At 71.9% G+C, this 26,684-nt stretch carries 25 protein-coding genes and 1 pseudogene; 15 read left to right on the top strand and 11 right to left on the bottom strand.

Annotated elements, in window-relative coordinates:
- Positions 1–5 precede the first annotated feature (5 nt).
- The 5 genes from ACQP1S_RS26010 (at position 6) to ACQP1S_RS25990 (ending at position 4,663) form a co-directional block, all read left to right on the top strand.
- A complete protein-coding gene (locus tag ACQP1S_RS26010) occupies positions 6–935 on the top strand; it encodes a F0F1 ATP synthase subunit gamma (RefSeq protein ID WP_091254377.1) in 930 nt (309 codons plus the stop codon).
- A complete protein-coding gene (gene atpD, locus ACQP1S_RS26005; protein ID WP_432900187.1) occupies positions 935–2,392 on the top strand; it encodes a F0F1 ATP synthase subunit beta in 1,458 nt (485 codons plus the stop codon). The genes ACQP1S_RS26010 and atpD overlap by 1 nt, the downstream gene beginning before the upstream one ends.
- A gap of 247 nt (positions 2,393–2,639) precedes the next feature.
- A complete protein-coding gene (locus ACQP1S_RS26000) occupies positions 2,640–3,782 on the top strand; it encodes an LCP family protein (RefSeq protein WP_432908330.1) in 1,143 nt (380 codons plus the stop codon).
- 134 nt (positions 3,783–3,916) lie between these two features.
- A complete protein-coding gene (locus ACQP1S_RS25995) occupies positions 3,917–4,195 on the top strand; it encodes a F0F1 ATP synthase subunit epsilon (RefSeq protein WP_067312863.1) in 279 nt (92 codons plus the stop codon).
- 12 nt (positions 4,196–4,207) lie between these two features.
- Complete coding sequence (locus tag ACQP1S_RS25990) at positions 4,208–4,663, top strand: DUF2550 domain-containing protein (protein ID WP_357771306.1); 456 nt, start codon at positions 4,208–4,210, stop codon at positions 4,661–4,663.
- 64 nt (positions 4,664–4,727) lie between these two features.
- On the opposite strand, the gene ACQP1S_RS25985 is transcribed toward ACQP1S_RS25990, so the two are convergent.
- Both ACQP1S_RS25985 and ACQP1S_RS25980 read right to left on the bottom strand, forming a co-directional pair.
- Entirely contained in the window at positions 4,728–5,150 is a 423-nt protein-coding gene (locus ACQP1S_RS25985) for a VOC family protein (RefSeq protein WP_432900184.1), read from the bottom strand.
- Entirely contained in the window at positions 5,126–5,698 is a 573-nt protein-coding gene (locus ACQP1S_RS25980; protein WP_432900182.1) for a cob(I)yrinic acid a,c-diamide adenosyltransferase, read from the bottom strand. The genes ACQP1S_RS25985 and ACQP1S_RS25980 overlap by 25 nt, the downstream gene beginning before the upstream one ends.
- Here ACQP1S_RS25980 and murA point away from each other — a divergent pair.
- Together murA and ACQP1S_RS25970 are read left to right on the top strand one after the other, a co-directional pair.
- Positions 5,697–7,136 carry a UDP-N-acetylglucosamine 1-carboxyvinyltransferase gene (gene murA, locus ACQP1S_RS25975; RefSeq protein WP_432900180.1) on the top strand — a complete coding sequence of 480 codons (1,440 nt, stop codon included), beginning with the start codon at positions 5,697–5,699 and terminating at the stop codon, positions 7,134–7,136. The two genes, ACQP1S_RS25980 and murA, sit on opposite strands and share 2 nt — an antisense overlap.
- A 159-nt stretch (positions 7,137–7,295) precedes the next feature.
- A complete protein-coding gene (locus ACQP1S_RS25970) occupies positions 7,296–8,144 on the top strand; it encodes a 3-hydroxyacyl-CoA dehydrogenase family protein (RefSeq protein WP_091254400.1) in 849 nt (282 codons plus the stop codon).
- A gap of 195 nt (positions 8,145–8,339) precedes the next feature.
- Here ACQP1S_RS25970 and ACQP1S_RS25965 read toward each other — a convergent pair whose 3' ends face one another.
- Complete coding sequence (locus ACQP1S_RS25965; protein WP_432900178.1) at positions 8,340–9,182, bottom strand: ABC transporter permease; 843 nt, start codon at positions 9,180–9,182, stop codon at positions 8,340–8,342.
- On the bottom strand, positions 9,182–10,084 hold the full coding sequence (locus ACQP1S_RS25960) for an ABC transporter ATP-binding protein (RefSeq protein ID WP_091254403.1): 903 nt from the start codon (positions 10,082–10,084) through the stop codon (positions 9,182–9,184). Before ACQP1S_RS25960 ends, ACQP1S_RS25965 begins: the two co-directional genes overlap by 1 nt.
- Positions 10,085–10,142: 58 nt before the next feature.
- Here ACQP1S_RS25960 and ACQP1S_RS25955 point away from each other — a divergent pair.
- Positions 10,143–10,368 (top strand): annotated as a pseudogene (locus ACQP1S_RS25955) (protein meaA); the annotation flags it as partial.
- A 24-nt stretch (positions 10,369–10,392) separates the two neighbouring features.
- Here ACQP1S_RS25955 and ACQP1S_RS25950 read toward each other — a convergent pair.
- Entirely contained in the window at positions 10,393–10,689 is a 297-nt protein-coding gene (locus tag ACQP1S_RS25950) for a DUF1540 domain-containing protein (RefSeq protein WP_091254407.1), read from the bottom strand.
- A 542-nt stretch (positions 10,690–11,231) separates the two neighbouring features.
- Between ACQP1S_RS25950 and ACQP1S_RS25945 the strand changes: the two genes are divergently transcribed.
- Positions 11,232–11,834: a hypothetical protein gene (locus ACQP1S_RS25945; protein WP_432900175.1), complete on the top strand. Its 603-nt coding sequence runs from the start codon at positions 11,232–11,234 to the stop codon at positions 11,832–11,834.
- Positions 11,835–11,900: 66 nt separating this feature from the next.
- Here the strand turns inward: ACQP1S_RS25945 and ACQP1S_RS25940 are convergent, their stop codons facing one another.
- Positions 11,901–12,518, bottom strand: coding sequence for a DUF4126 domain-containing protein (locus ACQP1S_RS25940; RefSeq protein WP_091250731.1), 618 nt, complete (start codon positions 12,516–12,518; stop codon positions 11,901–11,903).
- Between the two features lie 71 nt (positions 12,519–12,589).
- Here ACQP1S_RS25940 and nucS point away from each other — a divergent pair, with 71 nt between their 5' ends.
- The gene (gene nucS, locus ACQP1S_RS25935; RefSeq protein WP_091250735.1) at positions 12,590–13,249 is read left to right on the top strand and encodes an endonuclease NucS; all 660 of its coding nucleotides are present in this window, start codon (positions 12,590–12,592) and stop codon (positions 13,247–13,249) included.
- A gap of 190 nt (positions 13,250–13,439) precedes the next feature.
- Here the strand turns inward: nucS and ACQP1S_RS25930 are convergent, their stop codons facing one another.
- A complete protein-coding gene (locus tag ACQP1S_RS25930; protein WP_432900173.1) occupies positions 13,440–14,939 on the bottom strand; it encodes an aldehyde dehydrogenase family protein in 1,500 nt (499 codons plus the stop codon).
- A gap of 193 nt (positions 14,940–15,132) precedes the next feature.
- On the opposite strand from ACQP1S_RS25930, the gene ACQP1S_RS25925 reads away from it, so the two are divergent.
- From ACQP1S_RS25925 to ACQP1S_RS25910, 4 genes are all read left to right on the top strand, one after another.
- Entirely contained in the window at positions 15,133–15,600 is a 468-nt protein-coding gene (locus tag ACQP1S_RS25925) for an FHA domain-containing protein (RefSeq protein WP_432900171.1), read from the top strand.
- 274 nt (positions 15,601–15,874) lie between these two features.
- Positions 15,875–17,695, top strand: coding sequence for a 3-hydroxyacyl-CoA dehydrogenase family protein (locus ACQP1S_RS25920; protein ID WP_432908327.1), 1,821 nt, complete (start codon positions 15,875–15,877; stop codon positions 17,693–17,695).
- A gap of 113 nt (positions 17,696–17,808) precedes the next feature.
- The gene (locus ACQP1S_RS25915; RefSeq protein ID WP_363667515.1) at positions 17,809–18,135 is read left to right on the top strand and encodes a hypothetical protein; all 327 of its coding nucleotides are present in this window, start codon (positions 17,809–17,811) and stop codon (positions 18,133–18,135) included.
- A 59-nt stretch (positions 18,136–18,194) separates the two neighbouring features.
- Positions 18,195–19,043, top strand: coding sequence for an alpha/beta hydrolase (locus ACQP1S_RS25910; protein ID WP_432900168.1), 849 nt, complete (start codon positions 18,195–18,197; stop codon positions 19,041–19,043).
- Positions 19,044–19,068: 25 nt separating this feature from the next.
- Here the strand turns inward: ACQP1S_RS25910 and ACQP1S_RS25905 are convergent, their stop codons facing one another.
- The 4 genes from ACQP1S_RS25905 to mce form a co-directional block, all read right to left on the bottom strand.
- A complete protein-coding gene (locus tag ACQP1S_RS25905; protein ID WP_432900166.1) occupies positions 19,069–20,340 on the bottom strand; it encodes an AI-2E family transporter in 1,272 nt (423 codons plus the stop codon).
- A 160-nt stretch (positions 20,341–20,500) separates the two neighbouring features.
- Positions 20,501–22,840 carry a hypothetical protein gene (locus ACQP1S_RS25900; protein ID WP_432900164.1) on the bottom strand — a complete coding sequence of 780 codons (2,340 nt, stop codon included), beginning with the start codon at positions 22,838–22,840 and terminating at the stop codon, positions 20,501–20,503.
- A 177-nt stretch (positions 22,841–23,017) separates the two neighbouring features.
- The gene (locus ACQP1S_RS25895) at positions 23,018–24,283 is read right to left on the bottom strand and encodes a DivIVA domain-containing protein (RefSeq protein ID WP_091250312.1); all 1,266 of its coding nucleotides are present in this window, start codon (positions 24,281–24,283) and stop codon (positions 23,018–23,020) included.
- 454 nt (positions 24,284–24,737) lie between these two features.
- Positions 24,738–25,214 (bottom strand): methylmalonyl-CoA epimerase, encoded by a 477-nt coding sequence (gene mce / locus ACQP1S_RS25890; protein ID WP_091250314.1) that lies wholly within the window; start codon positions 25,212–25,214, stop codon positions 24,738–24,740.
- Between the two features lie 62 nt (positions 25,215–25,276).
- Here mce and ACQP1S_RS25885 point away from each other — a divergent pair, with 62 nt between their 5' ends.
- Positions 25,277–26,470 carry an acetyl-CoA C-acetyltransferase gene (locus ACQP1S_RS25885; RefSeq protein ID WP_432900162.1) on the top strand — a complete coding sequence of 398 codons (1,194 nt, stop codon included), beginning with the start codon at positions 25,277–25,279 and terminating at the stop codon, positions 26,468–26,470.
- Positions 26,471–26,684: the final 214 nt, after the last annotated feature.

Raw genomic sequence — 26,684 nt, 5'->3', positions numbered from 1 at the left:
GACTCATGGCGGCCCAGGTACGCGTTCTTCGTCAACGGATCCGTTCGGCGAAGGGGATGAAGAAGATCACCAAGGCGATGGAGCTCGTGGCGACGAGCCGCATCGCCAAGGCCCAGGCCCGGGTGACGGCGTCCCTGCCGTACGCCCAGGCGATCACCGGCGTGCTCACGGCGCTGGCCTCGAACGCCCGGATCGACCACCCGCTGCTCACCCCGCGCGAGCAGGTGCGGCGGGCGGGCGTCCTGCTGGTCACCTCCGACCGGGGCCTGGCCGGTGGGTACAGCTCCAACGCGATCAGGACCGCCGAGTCGCTGATCGCCCGGCTCACCGCCGACGGCAAGGAGCCGGTGCTCTACGTCATCGGGCGTAAGGGTCTGACGTTCTACCGGTTCCGCAACCGGGAGATCGCGGCGAACTGGACCGGCTTCTCGGAGCAGCCCACCTTCGCCGACGCCCGGGAGGTCGGTGAGACGCTGATCTCGGCGTTCACCGCCGGTGCGGACGACACCGACGGTGACGCCGGACCGGACGGCGTGCTCGGCATCGACGAGTTGCACATCGTCTACACCGAGTTCCACAGCCTGATGACGCAGAACCCGGTTACCAAGATCATTGGGCCGATGCAGGTCGAGGACCGGCCGCGCTCCGAGGGGCTGCTGCCGGCGTACGAGTTCGAGCCGGAGGCGGAGTCGCTGCTCGACGCGCTGTTGCCGAGGTACATCAACACGCGGATCTACGCGGCGTTGCTGGAGTCGGCGGCGAGCGAGTCGGCGGCCCGTCGGCGGGCGATGAAGAGCGCCACCGACAACGCCGAAGACATGATCGAGAAGTACACGCGTGAGATGAACTCGGCCCGCCAGGCCGGGATCACCCAGGAGATCAGTGAGATCGTCGGCGGCGCGAACGCGCTGGCCGCGTCGGGAAGTGAAGTGTGATGACTGTATCCGCAGTTGCCGGGGGACCGGCAGAGACCAGGACGGCCACCGGTCGCGTGGTTCGGGTCATCGGCCCGGTCGTCGACGCCGAGTTCCCGCGCGACGCCATGCCGGCCCTGTTCAACGCCCTGCACGTCGAGGTGAAGCTCTCCGGTGGTGAGAAGACGCTGACCCTGGAGGTCGCCCAGCACCTGGGTGACAACCTGATCCGCGCCATCTCCATGCAGCCGACCGACGGTCTGGTCCGGGGCGCCGAGGTGACCGACACCGGTTCGCCGATCACCGTACCGGTGGGCGACGCGGTCAAGGGCCACGTCTTCAACGCCATCGGCGAGTGCCTCAACCTCACCGAGGGCGAGACGCTCGACGCGGACGACCGGTGGGGCATCCACCGCAAGGCCCCGGCCTTCGCGGACCTGGAGCCGAAGACCGAGATGCTGGAGACCGGCATCAAGGTCATCGACCTGCTCGCCCCGTACGTCAAGGGCGGCAAGATCGGCCTGTTCGGCGGCGCGGGCGTGGGCAAGACGGTGCTCATCCAGGAGATGATCACCCGGGTGGCCCGGAACTTCGGTGGCACCTCGGTCTTCGCCGGCGTGGGTGAGCGCACCCGCGAGGGCAACGACCTCATCGCCGAGATGACCGAGTCCGGCGTCATCGACAAGACCGCGTTGGTCTACGGCCAGATGGACGAGCCGCCGGGCACCCGGCTGCGGGTGGCGCTGTCCGCGCTGACCATGGCGGAGTACTTCCGCGACGTGAAGAAGCAGGAGGTGCTGCTCTTCATCGACAACATCTTCCGCTTCACCCAGGCCGGTTCCGAGGTCTCCACCCTGCTCGGCCGGATGCCGAGCGCGGTGGGTTACCAGCCGACCCTGGCCGACGAGATGGGCGAGCTCCAGGAGCGGATCACCTCCGTCCGGGGCCAGGCCATCACCTCGCTCCAGGCGATCTACGTGCCCGCCGACGACTACACCGACCCGGCGCCGGCGACCACCTTCGCCCACCTGGACGCGACCACCAACCTGGAGCGGTCGATCTCCGACAAGGGCATCTACCCGGCCGTGGACCCGCTGGCGTCCTCGTCCCGGATCCTCGCCCCGGAGTTCGTCGGCGAGGAGCACTTCATGGTGGCGACCGAGGTCAAGCGCATCCTCCAGCGCTACAAGGACCTCCAGGACATCATCGCGATCCTCGGCATCGAGGAGCTGTCCGAAGAGGACAAGCTCACCGTCGGCCGGGCCCGCCGGATCGAGCGTTTCCTCTCGCAGAACACCTACGCCGCCGAGCAGTTCACCGGCGTGCCGGGCTCGACGGTCGCGATCGCCGAGACCATCGAGGCGTTCAAGAAGATCAGCGAGGGCGAGTACGACCACTTCCCCGAGCAGGCATTCTTCATGTGCGGTGGTCTGGAGGACCTGGAGCGCAAGGCGAAGGAGCTGATGTCGGAGGGCTGAGCCCCTCGACAGTCGTCCCACGAAGGCCACCCCGGTGCACCGGGGTGGCCTTCGGCCGTTGTCGTGGCTGGTCGCAGCCGGTGTCCGGTTGCCGGGTAAGCGGTTCCCAGGCGGGCGAGGTACCGTTTCGAGCGCGACGCCGGGAACGAGCGTCGATTCGGTGCAACTTTTCGACGGTGTCCGACCGTCTTCTGTTCGTGGACGTGACGAGTTTTCGTGACGCATCCTCGTGGCGCGACGAATGGAGCTGCTCGTGGGTAAGTCCGGCAAGGGCGGCGGCAAGTCGTCCATCTGGTCGGGGGTGCCGCGCTGGGCCCGGGTGTGCACCGCCTTCGGGGCGGTGCTGATGCTGCTCAGCGGCGCGGTCCTGGTGGGCTACGAGACCCTGCTGTCGCGTTACGAGGGCTCGGTGGGCAAGGCCGACCTCTTCGGTGACAAGGCGGCCGGGGCGCAGGAGCGCAAGAGCAACGTCAAGGGGCCGCTGAACATCCTGCTCGTGGGGATCGACCCACGGGACGCGAAGACCCCGCCACTGGCCGACTCGATCATGGTGCTGCACGTGCCCGAGTCGCTGGAGCAGGCGTACATCTTCTCCATTCCACGCGATCTCTACGTGGACATCCCCAAGTTCGACAAGGCCGGCTACCGGGGCGGCTCCGGCAAGATCAACGGAGCGATGTCGCACGGCAGCATCGTCGAGGGCAAGAACCCCAGCGCCCCGCAGGGCTTCGAACTGCTCGCCAAGACCGTGCAGAAGGCGACCGGGATCGAACGGTTCGACGCCGGCGCGATCATCAACTTCACCGGCTTCCAGAAGATCGTCGACGCGATGGGCGGCGTCGACATGTACATCGAGCGGGAGGTCAAGTCCGAGCACCGGGAGCCGAACGGCAAGCACCGCAAGGGCAACCCGTACGGCGAGGGCTACATCGGGCCGCAGGCGGTCTACAAGAAGGGCAACCAGCACCTCAGCGGCTGGCAGGCGCTGGACTACGTGCGGCAGCGCTACCCGAAGAACGGCGTCCCGGACGCCGACTACGGTCGGCAGCGGCACCAGCAGCAGTTCATCAAGGCGATGGTCACCCAGGCGTTCAGCGCCGACGTGGTGACCAACCCGATCAAGCTGGACCGGGTGATCCGGGCCGCCGGTCAGTCGTTGACCTTCAACGGCCGGGGCAGCAGCGTGGTCGACTTCGCCATCGCGCTCAAGGGCATCCGCTCGGAGAACGTCGAGCTGATCAAGCTGCCGGGGGAGGGGATCGGCACCGGCAACGGCTACCGGGGCGAGCGGCTGCTGCCCGCCGCCGACGACTTCTTCACCGCCCTCGGCAACGAGCAGTTGGACGCCTTCCTGCTGGAGCACCCGGAGTTCCGCAACAAGACCAGGTGATCCGCCCGGTGCCGACACCACCTCCCGGCCAGCCGACACGCCGGGTGGTGGTGCACGTCTCGGCACCCGCGTTGGGGTGTCCACCGCGCTCAGACTAGACTTTCGGCAATCCGTCGCCGCAGCAAGGAGACAGCGTGGCACAGCAGCTTCACGTCGACCTCGTAGCCGTCGAGGAGAAGGTCTGGTCCGGCGAGGCCGAGATGGTCGTCGCCCGCACGACCGAGGGTGAGCTGGGTGTGCTGCCGGGGCACGCGCCGTTGCTCGGCCAGCTCGCCGAGCCCAGCCAGGTCCGGATCAAGCAGGCCGGCGGCCAGCAGGTCGCCTACGACATCACCGGCGGGTTCCTGTCGGTCGGCGCGGAGAGCGTGACAGTGCTCGCCGAGAGCGCCACCCCGGCAACTCCGGCCCGCTGAGTCCACCCGCCGATGCAGATCGTCGAAGGGATCGGAATCGGCATCGCGGTGATTCTGGTCGCGGTCCTGATCCTCTTCGTCCGGCGCGCGTTGGTGACCCGTAGCGGTGGCATCATCCGGCTGAGCGTCCGGGTCACCACCGTCCTGGACGGCCGGGGCTGGTCCCCGGGCTTCGCACGGTTCGTCGGCGACCAGCTCCGCTGGTACCGGATGTTCAGCTTCGCTCTGCGGCCCAAGCGGGTGCTTTCCCGCAAGGAGCTGGTGGTGGAGCGACGGCGGCTTCCCGAGGGGCAGGAACGGCTCTCCATGCCGTCCGACTGGGTGATCCTCCGCTGTACCAGTCAACACGCACCGGTCGAGATCGCCATGGCCCGCTCCACGGTGACCGGTTTCTCCTCCTGGCTCGAGGCCGCCCCGCCCGGGGCGGCCTCGCCACGTATGGCGTCCCAGGACTGGCCGGCCGCCTGACCTGTGGCCTGCGGTGCCGGCCGGCACCGCGTCGGACGTGGGAGCCCCCGCCCGACCGGTGTTCCTACGGATCCGCAGCGGCGACCAGTTCGACCTCGTAACCCTGCCCGTCGGTGAGGTAGCCGGCGTAGCTGTCCGGGCCGCCGGCGTGCGGGTGACGGTCGGCGAACAGCAGTGTCCAGCCGTGGGCCGGCGCGGCGGCCACCAGCCGGTCCACCGCGTACGGCGGACCGGCGTGGAAGGCCAGGTGGTTGAGGCCCGGGGCGAGCCGGTCGTGGACCCGCCCGGCCAGCGCCGGGGACTCCTCCAGCACCAGGTACGTCGTGCCGTGCCGCCAGGACCGGCCGGCCGGCCAGTCCTGGTACGGCGTCCAGCCGAGTGCACCGAGCAGCCAGCCCCAGCTCCGCTTCGCGGCGGCCAGGTCGGGTACCCAGACCTCGACGTGGTGCAGCCCGCCCGTGCTCAGCGCTTGCCGCCCGGCACCCATAGCACATCGCCGCCCGGATTGGCCGTTCTTGACAGGATGAACAGCAGGTCGGAGAGGCGGTTGAGATACTTGGCCGGAAGGGAGCCGGTGCGATCCGGATCGTGGGTGACCAACGCCCAGGCCGCCCGTTCGGCGCGCCGGGCGGTAGTCCGGGCCACGTGCAGCAGCGCCGCGCCCGGGGTGCCGCCGGGGAGGATGAAGGAGTCGAGCTTGCTCAGACGTCCGTTGTACTCGTCGCACCAGCCTTCGAGGCGTTCGACGTACTCCTCGGTGACCCGCAGCGGCGGGTACGCCGGCTCCGGCTCGACGGGGGTGGCCAGGTCGGCGCCGACGTCGAACATGTCGTTCTGGATCGCCTCCAGCACGGCCCGCAGCTCGTCGTCGAGCTGGCCCAGGGCGAGCGCGACGCCGATCGCGGCGTTGCACTCGTCGACATCCGCGTACGCGGCGATCCGTGGATCGGTCTTCGGCACCTGCTCGTTGTTGCTCAGCCTGGTCATGCCGGCGTCGCCGGCCTTGGTGTAGATGCGCGTGAGGTGGACGGCCATGACGCACAGCCTACGGATACCGGACCTGACGATCCCGGCACGGCCGGACCCGACCGGCTGGCCGGTGGGGGTGGGGCCGGGTGACGCCGGTGCCCCGGCGGTCGACGACATCGATGTCATCCGGGTCGGCGGGGACGCCCGGCTGGCCGGCACCGTGCACGTCGTCGGGGCGAAGAACTCGGCCCTGAAGCTGATGGCGGCGGCCCTGCTGGCACCGGGGCGGACGGTGATCACGAACGTGCCCCGGATCACCGACATCGCCATCATGGGCGAGGTGCTGCGCCGGCTGGGCTGCGTGGTGCGCTTCGAGGCGGACGACCCGGTGGACCCGATGGTCGGCTACGGCGGGCAGGCCCGGTCCCGGTCGGTCGTCATCGACGTACCCGAGCAGCCCGGTGCGGACGCCGACTACGACCTGGTCCGCCGGCTGCGGGCCTCGATCTGCGTGCTGGGCCCGCTGCTGGCCCGCCGGGGGTACGTGCGGGTGGCGCATCCGGGTGGGGACGCCATCGGCTCCCGGGGTCTGGACATGCACATCGCCGGGCTGACCCGGATGGGCGCGGACGTCTCCGGCGAGCACGGCTTCGTCATCGCCGCCGCCCCGGACGGGTTGCGGGGCGCCGAGATCGTGCTGGACTTCCCCAGCGTGGGTGCCACCGAGAACCTGGTGATGGCGGCGGTGCTGGCCCGGGGCGTCACCGTGATCGACAACGCGGCCCGGGAGCCGGAGATCGTCGACCTCTGCACCATGCTCCACCGGATGGGCGCCCGGATCTCCGGCAGTGGCAGCTCCACCCTGCGCATCGTCGGGGTGCCCGCGCTGCGCCCGGTGCGGCACGCCACGGTGGGGGACCGGATCGTGGCCGGCACCTGGGCGTTCGGCGCGGCGATGACCCGGGGGGACGTGACGGTCACCGGGATCGATCCGGCCTACCTGGAGGTCGCGCTGGACAAGCTGGTGTCGGCCGGCGCGCTGGTGGAGACCCGGGGCGACGCCTTCCGGGTACGCGCCGACGAGCGGCCCGCCGCCGTCGACGTGGTCACCCTGCCGTACCCGGGTTTCGCCACCGATCTGCTGCCGATGGCGATCGGGTTGGCGGCGGTCAGCGACGGGGCGTCGCTGATCACCGAGAACATCTTCGACGGCCGGTTCATGTTCGCCAACGAGATGACACGGCTCGGCGCGGACATCAAGACCGACGGCCACCACGCGGTGGTACGGGGTCGGGACCGGCTCTCCGGTGCCCCGGTACGCGCCACCGACATCCGGGCCGGCGCCGGGCTGATCATCGCGGGACTCTGCGCGGACGGCTTCACCGAGGTCTCGCACGTGCACCACGTGGACCGGGGCTACCCGGACTTCGTCGCCGATCTGCGGGCGCTCGGCGTGGAGGTGGAACGCGGCACCGCCCCGGAGGCCCCCGAGCTGACCATCTGACCCGCGCCAGCCGACCCTGCCCCCACCGGTCCCGGGCCAGCCGACCCGCGCTGACTTCACCGCCCGACCTCGCCCGGCCGGGCGTCCGGGGCTTAGCGGTCGTTCAGGCTCGCCGACTAGGGTGCTGGCAGACACTCAATCGCAGCGAGGGAGAAGCAGATGGCGGGTCGACTCGCGGTCGTCGGGGCCGGGCTGATGGGTTCCGGCATCGCCCAGGTGGCAGCACAGGCGGGCTGGCAGGTGTCCCTGCGGGACGTCGACGACGCGGCCACCACCCGGGGGTTGGACGGCATCCGGAAGTCGCTGGCGAAGTTCGCCGAGAAGGGGAAGATCGACCCGTCCGAGGTCGAGGCGACCCTGGCCCGGATCACCCCGACCACCGAGCTGGAGGCGGCGGCCGACGCGGACGTGGTGGTGGAGGCGGTCTTCGAGAAGATCGAGATCAAGCACGAGGTGTTCCGCGCGCTGGACAAGATCTGCCGGGCCGACGCGGTGCTCGCGACCAACACCTCGGCCATCCCGGTGACCCAGATCGCCACGGTGACCGAGCGGCCGGAGTCGGTCGTGGGCACCCACTTCTTCTCCCCGGTGCCGATGATGAAGCTCTGCGAGCTGGTCCGCGGCTACAAGACCAGCGACGCGACCATCGCCACCGCGAAGGCGTTCGCCGAGGAGATCGGCAAGACGGTGGTGGTGGTCAACCGGGACATCGCCGGCTTCGTCACCACCCGGCTGATCTGCGCGCTGGCCATGGAGGCGGTCAAGCTGGTCGAGTCCGGGGTGATGTCGGCCGAGGACCTGGACACCGCCTGCAAGCTGGGCTTCGGTCACGCGATGGGCCCGCTGGCCACGGTCGACCTGACCGGCGTGGACGTCCTGCTGAACGCCACGAAGAACATCTACACCGACACCGCCGACGAGAAGTTCTTCCCGCCGGAGCTGCTCCAGCGGATGGCCACCGCCGGTGACCTGGGCCGCAAGACCGGCCAGGGCTTCTACTCGTACTGAGCCCGCCTGGCCTGCCCCGGTGGGTCGGTTCGCCATGTCGCCGATACTGCGGTATCCGCTGGTGGGGATACCGCAGTATCGGCACAACTGAGTCGATCATGGCTGGCCCGGGCGTGACCCGGGCCGGGCCGGCGTGACCCGGGCCGGGCCGGCGTGACCCGGGCCGGGCCGGCCGGCGGGACGCCGGGGCGGGGGTCAGCCGTCGCGCTTGGTGGTCCAGCGGAAGGTGGTCAGGCAGAGGGCCAGGCCGATCACGCACCACAGGGCGAGGACCAGGGCGACCCGGCCCAGCTCGAAGGAGCCGCCGGGCTCCTGGGCGCCGAAACTCTCCGGCAGGAAGACCGCGCGCAGGCCCTGGCACATCCACTTGAGCGGGAAGAGCGCAGCCAGCTGCTGCATCCAGGTGGGCAGGTCGGTGAAGACGAAGAACACCCCGGAGATGAACTGGAGCACCAGGGAGACCGGGGTGACCACGGCGGAGCCGCTGCGCGCGGTGCGGGCCAGCGACGAGATGGCGATCCCGCACAGGGTGCAGGCGGTCACCCCGAGCGTGGCGACCCAGCCGAAGGTGAACCACTTCGCGGCGGTGGCCGGCAGGTCGAGGTCGAACAGCGCCACGGCGACGGCCAGCAGCAGCGCGGTCTCGGCGATGCCGATCGCCACCACCATGATCACTTTGCCGGCGAACCAGACCCACTTCGGCATCGGGGTGCCCCGGTAGCGCTTGAGTACGCCCCGGTCCCGCTCGATCGGAATCCAGATGCCGAGGTTCTGGAAGCTCACCGTCATCAGGCCGGTGGCGATCATGCCGGTGATGAAGTACTGGGTGAACTTCACCCCGCCCCCGATCGTCCCGTCGAAGATCGACGCGAAGATCAGGATCATGATGATCGGGAAACCCATCGTGAAGACGACGGACTCCCGGCTGCGCAGGAACTGGGTGATCTCCAGCCGGCCCTGGCGCAGGGCGAGCGCGCCCGGCCCGATCCGTCGGCTGCCGGCGGCGGCAGGGGTCCCCGGCCTCGTGGTGGTCGTCATCAGTGTCCGATCATGCTCAGGTAGATGTCTTCCAGGGTCGGCCGGGTCACCGTCAGGCCGGGCACCTCGCCGCCGAAGCGCGCGGCCAACTCCGCCACCAGCGCCGTCGGCGTCGCGCTCTGCGCCGTCTCCGGTGTCCCGTCCGGGGTACGCCAGGAGACCGTCGCCAGGGCGTCCTGGCGGTTGCCGAGCAGGTTCGGTGGGGCCACCTCGATCACCCGGCCGGCGGCGATCACCCCGACCCGGTCGGCGAGCGACTCGGCCTCGTCCAGGTAGTGGGTGGTGAGCACGATGGTGGTGCCGGCGGCGGCGAGGTCCCGGATCAGCTCCCAGAATTCGCGCCGCGCCTCGGGATCGAAGCCGGTGGTGGGCTCGTCGAGGAAGAGCAGCTCGGGGCGGCCGATGATGCCCAGCGCCACGTCGAGCCGGCGTTTCTGCCCGCCGGAGAGGGTGTGCGTCCGGGCGTTGGCTTTCGCCCCCAGCCCGACCCGCTCGACGACCTTGTCCGGGTCGTCCGCGCCGGGATAGAACCCGGAGAAGTGCCGCACCACCTCGGCGACGGTCAGTTCGTCGAATTCGCCGGTGCCCTGGAGCACGATGCCGACCCGGGAACGCCAGTCGGCCGTCTGGCGTCGGGAGGTGGGTGCGGAGCCCGCCCGGGAGCCGCGCAGGCGCGACCCGAAGACCAGCCCGGGGTCGCTGCCGAGCACGTTCACCTGGCCGGCGTCGCGCTGCCGGTAGCCCTCCAGGATCTCCACCGTGGTGGTCTTGCCCGCGCCGTTCGGGCCGAGCAGGGCGAACACCTCACCCCGGTGGACGTCGAGGTCCACCCCCGCCACCGCGACATTGTCGCCGTACGCCTTGCGCAGTCCCCGTACGGAGATCGCGAGCTCGTCTTCCATGACGTCAAGTGTGCGACCAGCCCGACCAGGGCGGCGGCCGGGGGTGTGCCGGTGTCGTGCCGTGCGGGAGGACGACGACCTGGTCGACCCGTCGGTGCTCTCCGGGTCGCGCCTGGCGGCCGTGCCGGTGGTGCTGGCCGGGCCGCGCCGCCGGCCGGGGGTGCCCTGCCGGTGGTGGTCGGCGGCATCATCCCCCGGGCGACGCCGACGCTCTGTGGGCCGTCGGGGTGGCCCGGGTCTTCGCACCGAGGGACCTCGCCCCCACCGGCATCGTCGACGACCTGCCGAGCGGCCGGCGGCGGCGAGGGTCAGCGTCTCTGGTAGGTCATGCAGTCGGCCAGGTCGCTGTCGGGGCCGACCGTGATCGCCGGGGCCCGGCACTCCAGTTCCGCGTTGTGCCGGCAGTCCGCCCGGCTGCACGCGCCGACCTGGGCGATGAGCCGGTCGAGACCGCCGCGTACCGGCAGCTCGACGAAGGTGTGGCAGTGGGCGTGGTCGGCGCTGCCGATCGTGATGGCGAACGCGTGACAGTCGTTCGTGTGGTTGTAGGCGCAGGACGAGGCCGCGCACTCCTGAACCCGGGGCATTTCCATCGCTGTGGTCATGACAACCTCACTTTCGGTAGATATGCCACAAACGATAGGCATCTGGGGAGCGGGCGCGGGCCGTTCTGCCGCCGATCACCCTGTCGGGAAGCCCGGCCCCGCGTCCCCGGCCCCGCGTCTCGGGCGGGGTGGGCGGGCAGTGCAGGTCGTTCCCCCTGTCACCGGTTTCCCGGGTGTCCGCAGGTGTCCGGATCCGGCGGAACGGGCCCGTCACGGGTGTCCCGGTGGGGGTGGTCTCCGGTGGTGTGTCCGGTGACCGGCGGCACACCGACGGCGGAATCCCGGCCGGCCCGCAGTCGTTACACCCTCTGTACGACCGCAGCAGCACCCCGCCCGGCCAACCCGGAGGCGGGCAACGCCCCGGAATGATGCGGGGCCCCCGGTCGTTACCTCTGGTTCCGGCGTGAGCGGCAGGGCCCGCCGGACGGATCCCCCTCATGAGCGCCTCGTCGTGGTGCTTACGCCCCCGCCGCCGGCTACGGCCGGTGGTCCGGTCCCCCGACCGGCCGGGTGGCGTCGACCCCCTCGAAGGAGCATCCCCCATGAACACCACCATTCTGCGTAAGAGCGTTCTCGGTATCGCCGGTCTGGCCGTCGCCGGTGGTCTGGCCGCCGGCCCGCTGAACCACGGCGCCCCCGACACCACCACCCTCGACGCCCGTCCCGTCGCCGCCACCGTCCAGGCCGACAAGCCGGCCGTGGACAAGGGCAAGCTGATCCCGCACGGCGTGCAGGGCGACCAGTCCCGCATCGACCTGAACGACGAGCAGACCGGCAACGTCAAGGCGATCATCGCCGCGACCAAGAAGTCGGGCCTGGACGAGCGCGCCGCCGTCATCTCCATCGCCACCGCGTTGCAGGAGTCCAAGCTGGAGAACCTCGGCCACCTGGGCGACCGTAACGACCACGACTCGCAGGGCCTGTTCCAGCAGCGCCCGTCGTCCGGTTGGGGCACCGTGGAGCAGATCACCGACCCCGAGTACGCCACCACCGCGTTCCTCAAGGGCCTCAAGCAGGTCGACGGCTGGCAGGACATGCCCCTGACCAAGGCCGCCCAGACCGTCCAGGTCTCGGCGTACCCCGACCACTACGCCCAGTGGGAGCAGCAGGCCGCCGACCTCGTCGCCAAGCACTGGAACAGCTGACCCGTACGACAGCGATGGCCGGCACCCCCGGGTGGGGTGCCGGCCATCGGCGTCCGTGGCGGTGGGTCAGACCCGGTAGCCGGCGGCGCGGGCCGCCTCGCGTTCCTGGCGGCGGCCCCGGCGTCGACGCAGGAACCAGACCACGAATGCCGCCATGCCCAGCAGGAATGCCAGCACCAGCACCGGCAGGATGATCGCCACCAGGGACATCAACACGCTGGTCGCGTCCTCGGCGGTGCTGGCGACGGGTGCGCCGAAGCCTGCCGTGGTCGCGTTGACCACCGGCCGGGCTGCCGCCTTGAACAGGTGCACCCCGAGCGCGATGGCGACACCGGCGGCCACCGGCACCCACTGGTGGGAGGTGAAGAACCCGCCCGGGTCGCTGACCGTCACCGTCTCCGAGCCCGAACCCGCGCCGAAGGCGAGGCCACCGGCGGTGGGGCGGACCACCGTCTGCACGACGTCGTTGACGTGGTCGACCACGGGCACCTTGTCGGCGACGACCTCGACCGCGAGCAGCGCCGCGAGGATCGCCAGCACCCACCCGTTGCCGAGCCACTGCCAGCCGCTCGGCAGGTCGATCAGGCTGGTGTAGCGGGCGAGCAGACCCATGGTGAGCAGGGGAATGTAGGCGTTGAGGCCCGCCGAGGCGGCGAGACCGGTGCCGGTGAGGACTTCGAACACCATCTCAGCATCGCACCGGCACGCCAGTGCCGCTCGACGGTGACCGACCGGTCCTCGGCTACCCTCGTCGGGTGCGTCTGGTGATTGCGAAGTGCTCGGTGGACTACGTCGGACGGCTCTCGGCGCACCTGCCGCTGGCCACCCGCCTGCTCATGGTGAAGGCGGACGGGTCGGTGTCGATCCACGCCGACGACCGGGCGTACAAGCCGTTGAACTGGATGAGTCCGCCCTGTCGGCTGGAGGAGGCCCCCGGCGTGTGGCGGGTGGTCAACAAGGCCGGCGAGGAGTTGCGGATCAACCTGACGGAGATCTTCCAGGACACCTCGTACGAGCTGGGGGTCGATCCGGGGCTGCGCAAGGACGGCGTCGAGGCGCACCTGCAGGAGTTGCTGGCCGCCAACCCGGAAACCCTGGGGGAGGGCTTCACCCTGGTCCGGCGGGAGTACATGACCGCGATCGGTCCGGTCGACCTGCTCTGCCGGGACGCCAACTCCGGCGCGGTCGCCGTCGAGGTCAAGCGGCGGGGCGACATCGACGGCGTCGAGCAGCTCACCCGCTACCTCGAACTGATGAACCGGGACCCGCTGCTCGCCCCGGTGGCCGGTGTGTTCGCCGCTCAGGAGATCAAGCCGCAGGCCCGGGTCCTCGCCACCGACCGGGGCATCCGCTGCGTGGTCGTCGACTACGACCGGCTGCGGGGCATCGTGCGCGACGAGCTGACCCTGTTCTGACCCGCCCACCGGCGCGCTGCGGGCACCCCGCCCCGCCGGGCACCCCGCCCCGCCGGGCACCCCGGCATCGCGGCCCGCCCGGCATCGCGGCCCGCCGGGCACCGCGGCCCGGTGGTCGGCACCGCGCACCTGTGCGGCCCGGCACCGTCCCGCCGGCCGGTGCGGCCGACGTTCCGCGGTGCGGCCGGGGTCAGCGGCGGCCGTACAGCGCCTTGGTGACCTTGATGATGCGGGCCACGTCGGTCGGGGTCCGCTCGAAGGTCATCGAGGGCAGCAGCGACCGGGCCCGTCGCCTGGTGACCGACTTGGCCCGGCCGAACTCGCGCAGCCCGTCCTCGCCGTGGATCCGGCCGAAGCCGGAGTCGCCCACCCCGCCGAACGGCAGCGTGGACATCCCGGCAAAGGTGAGCGCCGAGTTGATCGACGCCATCCCCGACCGCAGCCGCCGGGCGATCGACACCGCGTCGCGCCGACCGAACACCGAACCCCCCAGGCCGTACGGCAGGGCGTTGGCCCGGCGTACGGCCTCGTCGGCGTCGGCGACCCGGCTGATGGTCACGGTCGGGCCGAACGTCTCCTCGCGGATGGCCGAGGCGGACTCGGGGACGTCCACCAGCACCGTCGGGTGCACGTACGGCGGCTGTACGGCGGCGGGGCCGCCCAGCACCGCCCGGCCCCCGGCGGCGATGGCCTCGTCGATGTGCCGACGGATCACGTCGAGCTGGCTCGGCATGGTGATCGGGCCGAGGTCGGCCCCGTCGGGGCCGACGGTCAGGCGTTCGGCGCGGGCGACCACCTTGCCGACGAACTCGTCGTAGACCGGTGCCACCGCGTAGACCCGTTCGATGCCGATGCAGGTCTGGCCGGCGTTGGTGAGCGCGCCCCAGACGCAGGCCTCGGCGGCGGCGTCCAGGTCGGCATCCGCGTCCACGATCATCGCGTCCTTGCCGCCAGCCTCCACCAGCACCGGCGTCAGCGACTCGGCGCAGGCCGCCATGACCTTGCGGGCGGTCGCCGTGGAACCGGTGAACGCCAGCTTGTCCACGCCCGAGCGGCACAGTGCCGCGCCGACGTCGCCCAGGCCGTGCACCGCCGTGAACACCGGCTGCTCCGGCACCACCTCGGCGAACGCGTCGACCAGCCACTGACCGACCACCGGGGTGTACTCGCTGGGCTTGAGGACGACCGCGTTACCGGCGGCCAGCGCGTACGCGGCGGAGCCGATCGGCGTGAAGACCGGGTAGTTCCACGGGCCGATCACCCCGACCACGCCGTGCGGCTGGTATTCCAGGTGGCCGGAGAACTCGGCCAGGATCAACCGGGACCGGACCCGGCGGGGCCCGAGCACCCGGCGGGCGTTGCGGGCCGCCCAGTCGATGTGCTCGATGGCGGTGAGGATCTCGACGACCGCGTCGCCGACCGGTTTGCCGCCCTCGACGTGGATCAGCTCGGCCAGTTCCTCGATCCGCTGGGCGAGCACGGCCCGCCAGCGCAGCAGCCGCGCCCGGCGGCCGTCGAAGCCGAGCCCGGCCCACCAGTGCCCGGCCGTCCGGGCGCGGGCGACCGCGCGCTCCACCTCCTCGACGGTGGCGACCGGCAGCCGGCCGGCTTCGGCGCCGGTGGCCGGGCTGGTCGAAACCAGCCGACCGTCGGCGATGACCGGGGTACCCGGGACCTGCACAGCCGTCATGGCGGAAGTCTAGACCCGGAAGCTACCCGCTGGTAGTTGTGAATACTGCTCGTCCATGGCTTCCGCCCGCCGCCTGTTCGGTGGACGCTGGGTGTCCGCCAGGGGTCGCGGAGGTGACCGGGTGGGTGGTGAGCTGGTCACGCAGAGCTGGCAGGCTGGGCGCGGGCCACGGTGGGTGGGGAGCTGACTGTCCATGCAGGATCATCCGGAACTGATGCCGCTGTTGACGGTGGCCGGCGGGCCGATGCGGGGGGCGAGTTTCCGCGTCCGGCCCCAACCGCAGGTGATCGGCCGGGCGCCGACCGCCGACATCCCGGTGGCGGATGCGCACCTGAGCCGGCGGCACGCCGAGGTGCGGCTGACCGAGGACGGGGTGGTCCTGGTCGACCTGGGGTCGACCAACGGGACCTGGCTCAACGACCGGCGGATCAGCGACGCCGAGCCGCTCACCGACGGCGACGTGATCCGGCTGGGCCGCACCGAGCTGCGCTACTTCGACCCCGGGCTGGCCACCACCGACCCGGTCGGCCTGCGGTTCACCGGGGGCACCGGCGGTCGCCGGGACTACCGGCCGACGCTGCCGCTGCCGCCGCGTGCCCCCGGCCCGACCGATGCCCCTGCCGGCCGCCCCACCGCCCCGGTGAGTGGCGTCGACGCCTGACAGTGGGGGACGGGCGGGGTCGCCCGGTCTGCTTCCAACCGGCGCAAGCTGCGGCCTGGCCGAGGTGATCGACACGAGCTGCGGGCCCGCCGAGGTGATCGGCACGCCCTGAACGGGCCGGCGGGGCAGTCCGGACCGGCGGCGCGGCCCCGGCGGGGTGCGGGAAATCTCCCAGGGCGTCGCGTCGTCGCGTCGGCGCGTGGCAGACTCCGACGGACAACCTTAGCGTTCGTTCATGTCCGCCACGGCGGAGTCAACCACGGGGAGGCCGGTCGTGGCGCGGGAGTTCACCAGGGTGGGCGTGGTGGGTCTGGGCACCATGGGTGCCGGCATCGTCGAGGTGTTCGCCCGCAACGGTGTCGACGTCGTCGCGGTGGAGATCTCCGAGGCCGCACTGGCGCGGGGGCGGGCCACCCTGACGCGGTCGACCGACCGGGCGGTGGCGAAGGGCAAACTGGCCGAGGACGACCGGGACGCCCTGCACTCCCGGGTCGACTTCCAGGTCGGGCTGGACGCGCTGCACGCGGTGGACCTGGTGATCGAGGCGGTCCCCGAGCGCCTCGACCTGAAGCGCCGGATCTTCGCCGAGTTGGACCGGGTCTGCCGGCCCGACACCATCCTGGCCACCAACACCTCGTCGCTGAGCGTCACCGACATCTCGGTCGCCACCCAACGGCCGCAGCAGGTCGTCGGCCTGCACTTCTTCAACCCGGCGCCGGTGATGAAGCTGGTCGAGGTGGTCCGCACCGTGGTCACCGCCGCCGACGTGGTCGACGACGTCGAGGCGCTCTGCGCCCGGCTCGGCAAGGTCGACGTCACGATCGACGACCGGGCCGGCTTCATCGCCAACGCCCTGCTGTTCGGCTATCTCAACCACGCGGTGAGCATGTTCGAGACCCGGTACGCCACCCGGGAGGACATCGACGTGGCGATGAAGCTCGGTGGCGGGCTGCCGATGGGCCCGCTCGCCCTGCTGGACCTGATCGGCCTGGACACCTCGTACGAGATCCTGAACACCATGTACCGGCACGGCGGGCGGGACCGTCGACACGCCCCGACCCCGCTGATCCGGCAGATGGTCACCGCCGGGCTGCTCGGTCGCAAATCCGGACGCGGCTTCTACACCTACGAGAAGCCGGGCTCACCGAAGGTCGTACCCGATGAGCAGACGCCGGCCGCGACGCAGCCGGCACCCGAGAGCACCGGCGGGAGCGCGGGAAGTGAGCTGGCGGGCCCGGCGGCCGTGACCACGGTCGGCCTGGTCGGGGTCGGTGCGATCGCGACCGGTCTCGTCGAGGTCTTCGCCAGGGCCGGCTACGAGGTGCTCTCGGTGGACGGCGGCACCGAGCCGTCCGCCGGGATCTCCGAGGCGGTCCGGGCCTCGCTCGACGAGGGCGTGGCCCGGGGCGATCTCAGCGCGGCCGACCGGGACGCCACCCTGGCCCGGATCACCTGGTCGGCCACCCTGAAGCAGTTGGCCGACGTCGACCTGGTGGTCGAGGCGGTGGCCGAGGAGGTGGGCGGCAAGCAGGCGTTGTTCGCCCGCCTCGACGAGATCTGTAAGCCGGGCGTGCTGCTCGCCACCACCACCTCCTCGCTGCCGGTGATCGAGGTGGCGATGACCACCCAGCGCCCCGCCGACGTGCTCGGCCTGCACTTCCCCGACCCGACGGCGAGGCGACCGCTGGTCGAGGTGGTACGCACCGTCCATACCTCGGCGGAGGCCACCGCCACCGCCCAGGCGGTCTGCGCCGCGCTCGGCCGGACCACGGTGGTCTGCGGCGACCGGGCCGGCTTCGTGGTCAACGCGCTGCTCTTCCCGTACCTGAACGACGCGGTGCGGATGCTGGAGGCCGGTTACGCCTCCGTCGACGACATCGACCACGCGATGAAGCTCGGCTGCGGTTACCCGGTGGGCCCGTTCGCGTTGCTCGACGCGGTCGGTCTGGACGTGTCGCTGGCCATCCAGCGGAGCGTGTACCGGGAGCAGCGTGAGCCGGGCCTGGCCCCCGCGCCGCTGCTCGAACACCTGGTCACCGCCGGTCACCTGGGCCGCCGGACCGGCCGGGGCTTCCGGGACCACACCGGGCGCTGACCGGGGCGACGGACGGCACCCCCGCCGGTCCGGGTGACCGGCCGCACCGGCGTCGGTCGGGGCGACGGACCTCACCCGGCCGGCGACCTGGCACTGACCGTAACCTTGGCAAGGTGAGCCCTCGTCGCAACCGTCCCCGCCGCGAGGACACCACCCAGTTGGACGCCGACCGGGCCCGCCACGGCGTGGAATCGGTGCAGCAGTGGCGCGACGGCGAGTGGCAGGTACGCGGGATCAGCGGCGGCGCGTCGGTCAAGACGTACCGCTGTCCCGGGTGTGACCAGGAGATCCGACCCGGGGTGGCGCACCTGGTGGCCTGGCCGGCCGACGGCGCGGGCGACCTGACCGACCGGCGGCACTGGCACAGCGGCTGCTGGCGGGCCCGGGACCGCCGGGGGCCCAACCTGATGCGCGGCCGGGGCGCGCCCCGCTACGGCTGACCGGTCCGGCGTGCGCTCCCGGCGGACCGGCTGCTGATCGAGCGATCTGGGCCGCCCGGTTGCGCCCCGGGCGCGCGAGCGCGACGACCTCGCGTCAGACTTGGGCGGTGAGCACACCGATCCGCGCGTCGTCGATCCTGCCCGGCCACCGGGAGGACATCGCGCTGCACACCGCCGACGGCCTGCGGCTCGTCGGCGAGCTGGCCCGGCCGGCCGACCGGGACCCGGTGGGCACCCTGGTCTGCCTGCACCCGCTGCCCACCCACGGCGGGATGATGGACAGCCACGTCTTCCGCAAGGCGGCCTGGCGGTTGCCCGCCCTGGCCGACCTGGCGGTGCTCCGGTTCAACACCCGGGGCACCAGCAGCATCCGGGGCACCAGCGAGGGGGCCTTCGACAACGCGGTGGGCGAGCGCTTCGACGTCGCCGCCGCGATCGAGTACGCCGAGTTCCACGAGCTGCCGAACATCTGGCTGGTCGGCTGGTCGTTCGGCACCGACCTGACCCTCAAGTTCGGCTGTGACCCGGCGGTGGCCGGGGCGATCCTGCTCTCCCCGCCGTTGCGGTTCTCGAAACCTGAGGACCTGGCCGTCTGGGCGGAGTCGGGTCGGCCGCTGACCGCGCTGGTGCCCGAGTTCGACGACTACCTGCGCCCCGACGAGGCCCGGGAACGCTTCGCGGCGGTGCCGCAGGCCGAGGTGGTCGGGGTGCCGGGGGCCAAGCACCTCTGGGTGGGCGACGCCGAACGGGTGCTCGACGAGATCGTCCGGCGGGTGAACCCGGCGGTGCCGCTGCCGCTGCCGACCAGCTGGGACGGCCCGATGGAGACCGGCGACGTCAGCGCTTACGCCGACCGTACGGTGGCTGCTTTCGCCGACAACCCGGTGCCGGGTCCCGCCGCCGGCTGAACCCCGCCGCCGTCCCCGCCGGCCCTCAGCGGCGTTCCTGGCGGGGGAGCACCACCTCGCGCAGGATCAACTGGAAGGCGGCGACCACCGGGATGGCGATCAGCGCGCCGACCACGCCCATCAGCGCCACCCCGAGCAGGGCGGCGAGCAGTGCGGCCACCTCGTTGACCTCCACCGACCTCCGCATGATCTTGGGGTAGATGAGGTAGTTCTCCACCTGCTGGTAGAGCACGAAGAAGACCACGCAGGCGATGCCGACCGGCAGCCCGGTGGCGAATCCGACCAGGCTGACGATCACCGCGCCGAGGGTGGCCCCGATCTGCGGGATCAGGTCGGTCACCGCCACCACCACGGCCAGCGCGAACGGGTAGGGCAGCTCGACGACCAGGGCGAAGACGAAGGTGGTCGCGCCGGCCAGCACGGCGATGCTCAGCGCCCCCACCATGTACGCGCCGACCTTGGTCAGGATCTCGTCGCCGATCAGGCTGACCCGTTGCCGGCGGGACCTCGGCACCAGCGCGTAGCCGAGGTCGCGCAGCTTGTCGAAGTAGGCCAGGAAGTAGATCGTCAGCACCAGCACGGTGAGCACCCGGAAGATGGTGCCGAAGATCAACTGGGCGCCGCCGAGCACCCCGCCGAGCGCCCGACCGACGGTGTCCGCGTTCGCGAACTCCTGCACCCGCTGCATCACGTCGTACCGCACCACCAGGTCGTTGACGGTGCGGTTGCGGCGCAGCTCCTCGACATAGCTGGGCAGTTGGTCGATGAACTGCCCGGTCTGGGTCACCACCGGCGGCACCAGTGCCACCAGCCCGGCGATGATCAGCAGCAGCAGGGTCAGCACCACCACCGTCACGGCCAGGCCGTGCGGCAGCCCCCAACGGCGCAGCCGGACCACCGCCGGGTTGAGCCCCACCGCCAGGAAGAGCGCGATCACCACCAGGACCAGGATGCCGCCGGCATTGCGAATCCCCAGGAACACGGTGTACGCCAGCAGCACGCCGAGCGCACCGGTGAAGCCGACCAGGAAGCTGCTGCGGCGCAGGGGCCGACCGGGCCGGCCGAACCGCCCCGAGCCGGTGGTGGCGGTGCTGTTGTCGGTGCCCTTGCCGGGGCCGGGGCCGGTGGGGGTGTCCGGTCCGGTGGGCGGACTCGCCGCAGCGGCCGCCCCGCCCGTGAGCCGGTCCGTCGCAACGGTGCGGTCCGCGGCCGCTCCCTGCCCGGAGCGGGTCACCGGTACGCCGGCAGGGGCCTCGTCCCCGGTCGCGTCGTCGCGTGCCGGGCCGTGCTGTGCCACCGAGCCTCCCCAGTCCGGCTCCGGCGTTACTCACACCGGAGTGGATCACACCATGCCCGTCCGGTGAACACCTACCGTACGGACCTCCGCCCGCAGGGTAGTGGGGCCCGACGTCGCCGGCCACCCCGGGCCACCCGGCACCGCACCCTCGGGTGCGGGGTCACTCGGACTCGACGGTCACCGTGCTGGGTGTGGCGCTGCGCTCGTCGGTGGTCGGCTTGGTGGGTCGCTTGCCGTTCTCACCGGTACTGGTGATCTTTGTCGGGGTGGCCCCCCGGCCGGCGGCACCGGGGACCGCGGCGACGGTCGGTTCCCCGTCCACCCCGGCGCTGGCCGTTCCGCCGTCCACCGTGGTCACCGGTTCCGCCTTGGGCTTCGCGCCGGTGCCGTCCGGGCGCTCCGTCGGTCGGGTGCCGTTGGCGGCCGGCCGGCCCGCCGGCTTGGTGACGGCCACGACCGAGTCCGACCTGGCCCCGGTGGCGGCGGACTTCGCCGTGGCCCCGGCAACGGCCGGGTCCTTCCGGCCGGCGTCAGCCGGGTTCACCGTGGGGCGGGTGTCAGCCGGATTCACCGTGGGGCCGGTGTCTGTCGGGTTCACCGCGGGGCCGGTGCCCGCCGGGCCCGGTCCGGCACCGGCCAGGGTCGGTGTCGGCCTACCGCCGGTGCCCACCGACTCCGCCGCCGGGCCGTCGGTGCCGCGGGTCGGCTTCGGCTTCGTGCCGTTGCCCCGCGGGCCCGCCCCGGGGCGGTCGCCGTCCGGTGTCGGTGCCACCGCGTCGAGGCCCACCGGTGCCGTGGCGCGCATCCGGAGTTCGGTGACCTCCCGCTGGACCTCGTCGTGCTCCTGCCGCGCCTGCCAGGTCTCCTGACGCAGGTCGGCGAGCTGCTGCTGGGCCTGGGCGATCTCCAGCATCACCCGGGCGAGCTGCTGCCGACCGGCCGCCGCCTCCTGCTGGGTGGCGGCGAGGTGCTGCTGGGTGGTCGCCAGGTGCTGCTGGGTGGTGGCCGCGTACTCGTCGAACTGCCGGCGCGAGGCGGCGACGTGCTCGTCGGCCTGGCGACGCTTGTCGGCGGTCTCCCGTTCGGCCCGGTCCAGCAGTTCGGCGGTCTCCTGTTCGACCCGCCGACGCAACTCGCCGGTCTCCTGCTCGGCCTGCCGGCGCAGCGTCGACGCGTCCGCCTCGGCGGAGCGGCGGATCTCCGCCGCGCCCTGCTCGATCTCGTCCCGCCGGGCGGCCCACTCCCGTTCCAGCTCGTCCTGCCGGGTCCGGTGCTGCTGCTCCAGCTCGTTGTGCCGGGTCTGGTGCTTGCGGTCCAACTCGTCGCGGTGCTTGGCGAACTCCTGCTCGGCGGCGGCGCGACGCTGGGCCAGCTCCCGGTCGGCGGCCTCCCGTCGGCCGTTGACCTCCTGCTCCACCCCCGCGCGCCAGGCCCCCAGCTCCTGCTGCGTCTGGGCGCGGGACTGCTGCACGTACGCCTCGGTCTCGGTGCGCATCCGCTGCGCGTACGCCTCGGCCTCGGCCCGGCTGCGTTGGGCCGCCTCGGTCGCCTCGGTGGTCAGCCGGTGCGCCTCCTGTTGGGAGCGGGTCCGGGTCGCCTTCGCCGCCCCCTCGGCGTCGTCGGTGACCTGCTTGGCCTCTTGGAGCGCCTTGGCGCGGGTGGCCCGGCTGGCCTCGGTCGCCGACTCGGTGAGCCGCCGCGCCTCCTGCTGCGCCTTGGTGTGCACCTCCTTGGCGGCCTCGCGCAGGTCGGTGGCCTCCTTCTGGGCCGTGGCCAGCGCCGCCTTGGCCGCCTCCCGGAGCTTCGCGGCCTCCTGCTGGGCCCGGGTGTGGATCTCCCGGGCGGTGTCGCGCAGCTGGGTGGCCTCCTGCTGGGCCCGGCTCAGGGCCTCCTGGGCGGTGGCCCGCAGCCGGTTCGACTCGTCCTCGGCGGTGGCCCGCAGCAGGGTCGACTCGTCCTTGGCGGTGGCGCGCAGCCGGGCGGCCTCCTCCTTCGCCGTACGCACGGCGGCGTCCGCCTCGGCCTTGCGGGCCGTGGTGTGCCGTTCCTCCTCGGCACGCCGGGCGGCGAGCGCGATCTCGAAGTCCTTGAGCGCCCTGGCGGCCTGCTCGCGGGCCTCGTCGATGATGTGCTCGGCGGCGGCCCGGCGGGCCTCGATCTCCTCGTTGGCGGCGGCCAGGATGGCGTCCGCCTGCTCCTCGGCGAGGGCGAGAATCTGCTCGACCCGGGGGCCGAGGTGCTTGAAGGAGGCCCGGTCCACCACGCCGATCTGCTTGCGCACCTGGGCGAGATCCCGCTGGAGGTGCTCGACCTGGCCGGCCAGCTTGTGGATCTGGGTGTACGCCTGTTCCCGCTCACCCGTCAGGGTGGTGATCTCGTGCTCCGCACGAGTGACGTACCGGTCGACCTGTCGTTTGTCGTATCCCCGCAGGGCGGACTCGAAGCTGGGCTCCGTCGTCACATCCCCGCCGAGAGCGAACAGTTCCTCGCCGTGCGACATGCCCCCATCCTCACACGCATCCTGCCCTCCGGGGGCGATACGGACGCCGCTGTGGGGAGCTGTTTCACTGTGGTCGCGCGACAGGGTGTCACAGGGCGGGAACGCGTACGGCGCGGGGGTCCACCGGCTACCCGGTGTCACCCCGCGCCGCGACACATGCCCCGTCTGCGCAGTCGGTCAGCTGGCGGTCTCCGCGGTGGCCCGCGACTCGGCGTCGGCCTTGGCCGGCTCCGCCTTGGCCGGCGCGGCGGCCGGCTGCTGGGCCGGTACGCCCGGCACGATCCCGGCCAGGCCGGACAGCATCTGCCCGAGCTGGGAGGTGACCGCGTCCTTCTGGCGGGTGAGGTCCTCCACCTCGCGGCGGGCCGCCTGGGTGGTCAGGTCCGCCTCGGTGCGCGCCTCGGTGAGCAGCCGCTTCGCCTCGGCCTTGGCCTCGTTGAGGGTCTTCTCGGACAGCGCCTTGGCCTTGTCGACGGTCTCGTTGGCGGTGCGCTCGGACTCGACCCGGCGGGCCTCGGCGCGCTGCTCGATCTCCTTGGCCCGCTCCTGGGCGGCCCGGGCCCGCTGCTCGGCCTCGCCGACCAGCTTCTGGGTCTGCGTCACCTGGGCGGCGTGCCGCTCCGACTCCTCGCGCTCGGCCTTCTCCCGGCGCTCGGCGAGCTGGAGTTCCAGGGCCTGGAGGTCCTTGTCCCGCTTGTCGCGGGCGTCGGTGAGCAGCTTGGTCGCCTCGGCGCGCTTCTCCTCGGCCTCCCGGGCCGCCTTCGCCCGCTGCTGGGTGATCTCCCGCTCGGCGGTGGCGCGCAGGGTGGCGACCTCCCGCTCGACGGTCGACTTCAGCTCGGCCACCTCGTGCGCGGTGACCGTACGCAGCTGCTTGGTCTCCCGGTCGGCGTCGGCGCGCAGCGTGTCGGCCTCCCGGCGGGCCTGCACCCGGGCCTCGGCGGCCTCCCGCTCGGCGGCGGTACGGACGGTGCCGGCCTCCCGCTCGGCGGTGGCCTTCATCGCGGCGGCCTCGGCGCGCGCCTTGTCGGTGATCTCCCGCGCCTCCAGCCGGGCAGCGGAGAGAATCCCTTCCGACTCGCGCTTGGCCTCGTTGCGGTGGTCGTTGGCCTGCTCCTCGGCCAGCCGGAGGATCTGCTCGACCCGGGTGCCGAGACCGGAAAGGGTCGGCCGGCTGTTCTCCTCGAGCTGCTTGTTGGTGTCGGTGAGCTTCTGCTCAAGCGCAGCCTGCCGCTGCTCGGCCTGGCGGAGCCGACGCTGGGCGTCGTTCATCCGCTGCTCGGCCTCGGCGCGCGCCTGCTCCGACTGGGTCAGCGCGGCCGTCATCCGGCCGAGGAAGTCGTCGACCTGGTGGGTGTTGTACCCGCGTAGGCCGACCGTGAAGTCCGGCTGCGAGTTCGCGTTATCGAAGAACGCGAGAGGGGAGGACTGCTGCTGGGGCATTGGGACATACTTGCAGACCCCCCGGGGTCGTTCGCAAGAGCGGTGCCGAGCTTTCGTGTCCTCTTTACGGGGTCCACCGGGTCGTCCCGCCGGTCCCGACCAAACGGCGATCTTGGCAGGTCCGGGCGGCCCCGCCGTCACCCGAAGTAACGAAAACCAGGCCCCCGCCACCCCTCCGTGTGTCTTTCCCCGACCACCCCCGAATGGCTGCCCCGCAATCCCCCACCACCCCTCAAAAACCCAATCCCCTCCCCTCCCACCCTCCACCCCGCCCACCCTCCCGCGCCCCTCCTCCGTCCGCCCCTCCTCCGCCCGCCCCGCCCGCCCCGCCCCGGTGATCAAGAGGTTTACGTCAGATCTGAAGATCAAAATGACGCAAACCTCTTGATCAACCTTGGAGAGCGGAGGGGAGGGGAGGGCCGGCGGGGAGGGGGAGGGTGGGAAGGGGTGGGGGTCAGTGGGGGGTGGGGGCGGGTTCCACGAGTTCGATGAGGACGCCGCCGGCGGCCTTGGGGTGGACGAAGTTGACCCGGGAGTTGGCGGTGCCACGCTTCGGGGTGTCGTAGAGCAGTCGTACGCCGCGTTCGCGCAGGGTCGCGCAGGCCGCGTCGATGTCGGCGACCGTGTACGCCACCTGCTGCACCCCGGGCCCGTTGCGGTCGAGGAACTTGGCGATGGTCGACTCCGGCGACAACGGGGCGAGCAGTTGCACGCAGCCCCCCTCGGCGGTCGGGCCGACGGCCAGCATCGCCTCGCGTACGCCCTGCTCGGTGTTGGTCTCCTGGTGTATGCAGCGCATACCGAAGGTGCGCTGGTAGAAGTCGATCGCGGCGTCCAGGTCGGCGACCGCGACCCCGACGTGATCGATACGGCGCAGCCCGATGTCTGTGATGTAGTCGGCAGCGGGCTCGACGGAGGAGTTTTCAGCCATGCCGTTAGTCTTGCCGAACAGGCGTTAAGGCGTACAGGCTGGTACCCCCCCGGAGGCAGGCAGTGGCATCGGTGATCGTCAGCGGCGCGCGGACCCCGATGGGCCGGCTGCTGGGCAACCTCAAGGACCTCCCGGCGACGAAGCTCGGCGGCATCGCGATCGAGGCGGCCCTGGAGCGCGCCGGGGTGGCCCCCGGCCAGGTGCAGTACGTGATCATGGGCCAGGTGCTCCAGGCCGGCACCGGGCAGATCCCGGCCCGTCAGGCGGCCGTGGCGGCGGGCATCCCGATGTCGGTGCCGGCGCTGACCATCAACAAGGTGTGCCTCTCCGGCCTCGACGCGATCGCCCTGGCCGACCAGCTCATCCGGGCCGGTGAGTTCGACATCGTGGTGGCCGGTGGCATGGAGTCGATGACCAACGCCCCGCACCTGCTGCTCGGCCAGCGCGCCGGTTACAAGTACGGCGACGTGACCGTGAAGGACCACATGGCCCATGACGGGCTCAGCGACGCCTGGGACTGCTGCTCGATGGGAGAGTCCACCGAGCGGCTCGGCGCCCGGCACGGCATCACCCGGGCGGAGCAGGACGCGTTCGCGGCGGCCAGCCACCAGCGGGCCGCCGCTGCGCAGAAGAACGGTCACTTCGCCGACGAGATCACCCCGGTGGTCATCCCGCAGCGCAAGGGCGACCCGCTGGTGATCAGCGAGGACGAGGGCATCCGGCCGGACACCACCGCCGAGTCGCTGGCCAAGCTGCGCCCGGCGTTCGCCAAGGACGGCACGATCACCGCCGGCACCTCGTCGCCGATCTCGGACGGCGCGGCGGCCGTGGTCGTGATGAGCAAGGCCAAGGCCAACGAACTGGGCCTGACCTGGCTGGCCGAGATCGGCGCGCACGGCAACGTGGCCGGCCCGGACAACTCCCTGCACTCGCAGCCGTCGAACGCCATCCAGCACGCCCTGAAGAAGGGTGGCCTGAGCGTCGAGGACCTCGACCTGATCGAGATCAACGAGGCGTTCGCCCAGGTCGGCATCCAGTCCGCGCGGGACCTCGGGATCAGCACCGACAAGATCAACGTCAACGGTGGGGCCATCGCGCTCGGCCACCCGATCGGCATGTCCGGCGCCCGGCTGGTGCTCACCCTCGCGCTGGAACTCCAGCGGCGCGGCGGCGGCACCGGCGCGGCGGCGCTCTGCGGTGGCGGCGGCCAGGGCGACGCCCTGATCATCCACGTACCGGCCGACGCCCAGAACTGACCGGCCACGTCGGCCCCGCTCCCCGCGCCTGGTGGGCGCGGGGAGCGGGGCCGGGTTCACACCCCGCAGTCGTGGTGCGGGGGTGGCGGATGTGAGCGCGAGGAGTGAGCCGGTTTTGCGAGCCCCGCAGTCGTGGTGCGGGGGTGGCGGATGTGAGCGCGAGGAGTGAGCCGGTTTTGCGAGCCCCGCAGTCGTGAGCGAAGGTGGCCCTGTG

The organism is Micromonospora matsumotoense (assembly GCF_050951065.1).
In the GTDB taxonomy this organism is placed as follows: Bacteria; Actinomycetota; Actinomycetes; order Mycobacteriales; family Micromonosporaceae; genus Micromonospora; species Micromonospora matsumotoensis.
Note: the sequence above shows the minus strand (reverse complement) of the source record. Positions and strands in the feature narration are given on the sequence as shown.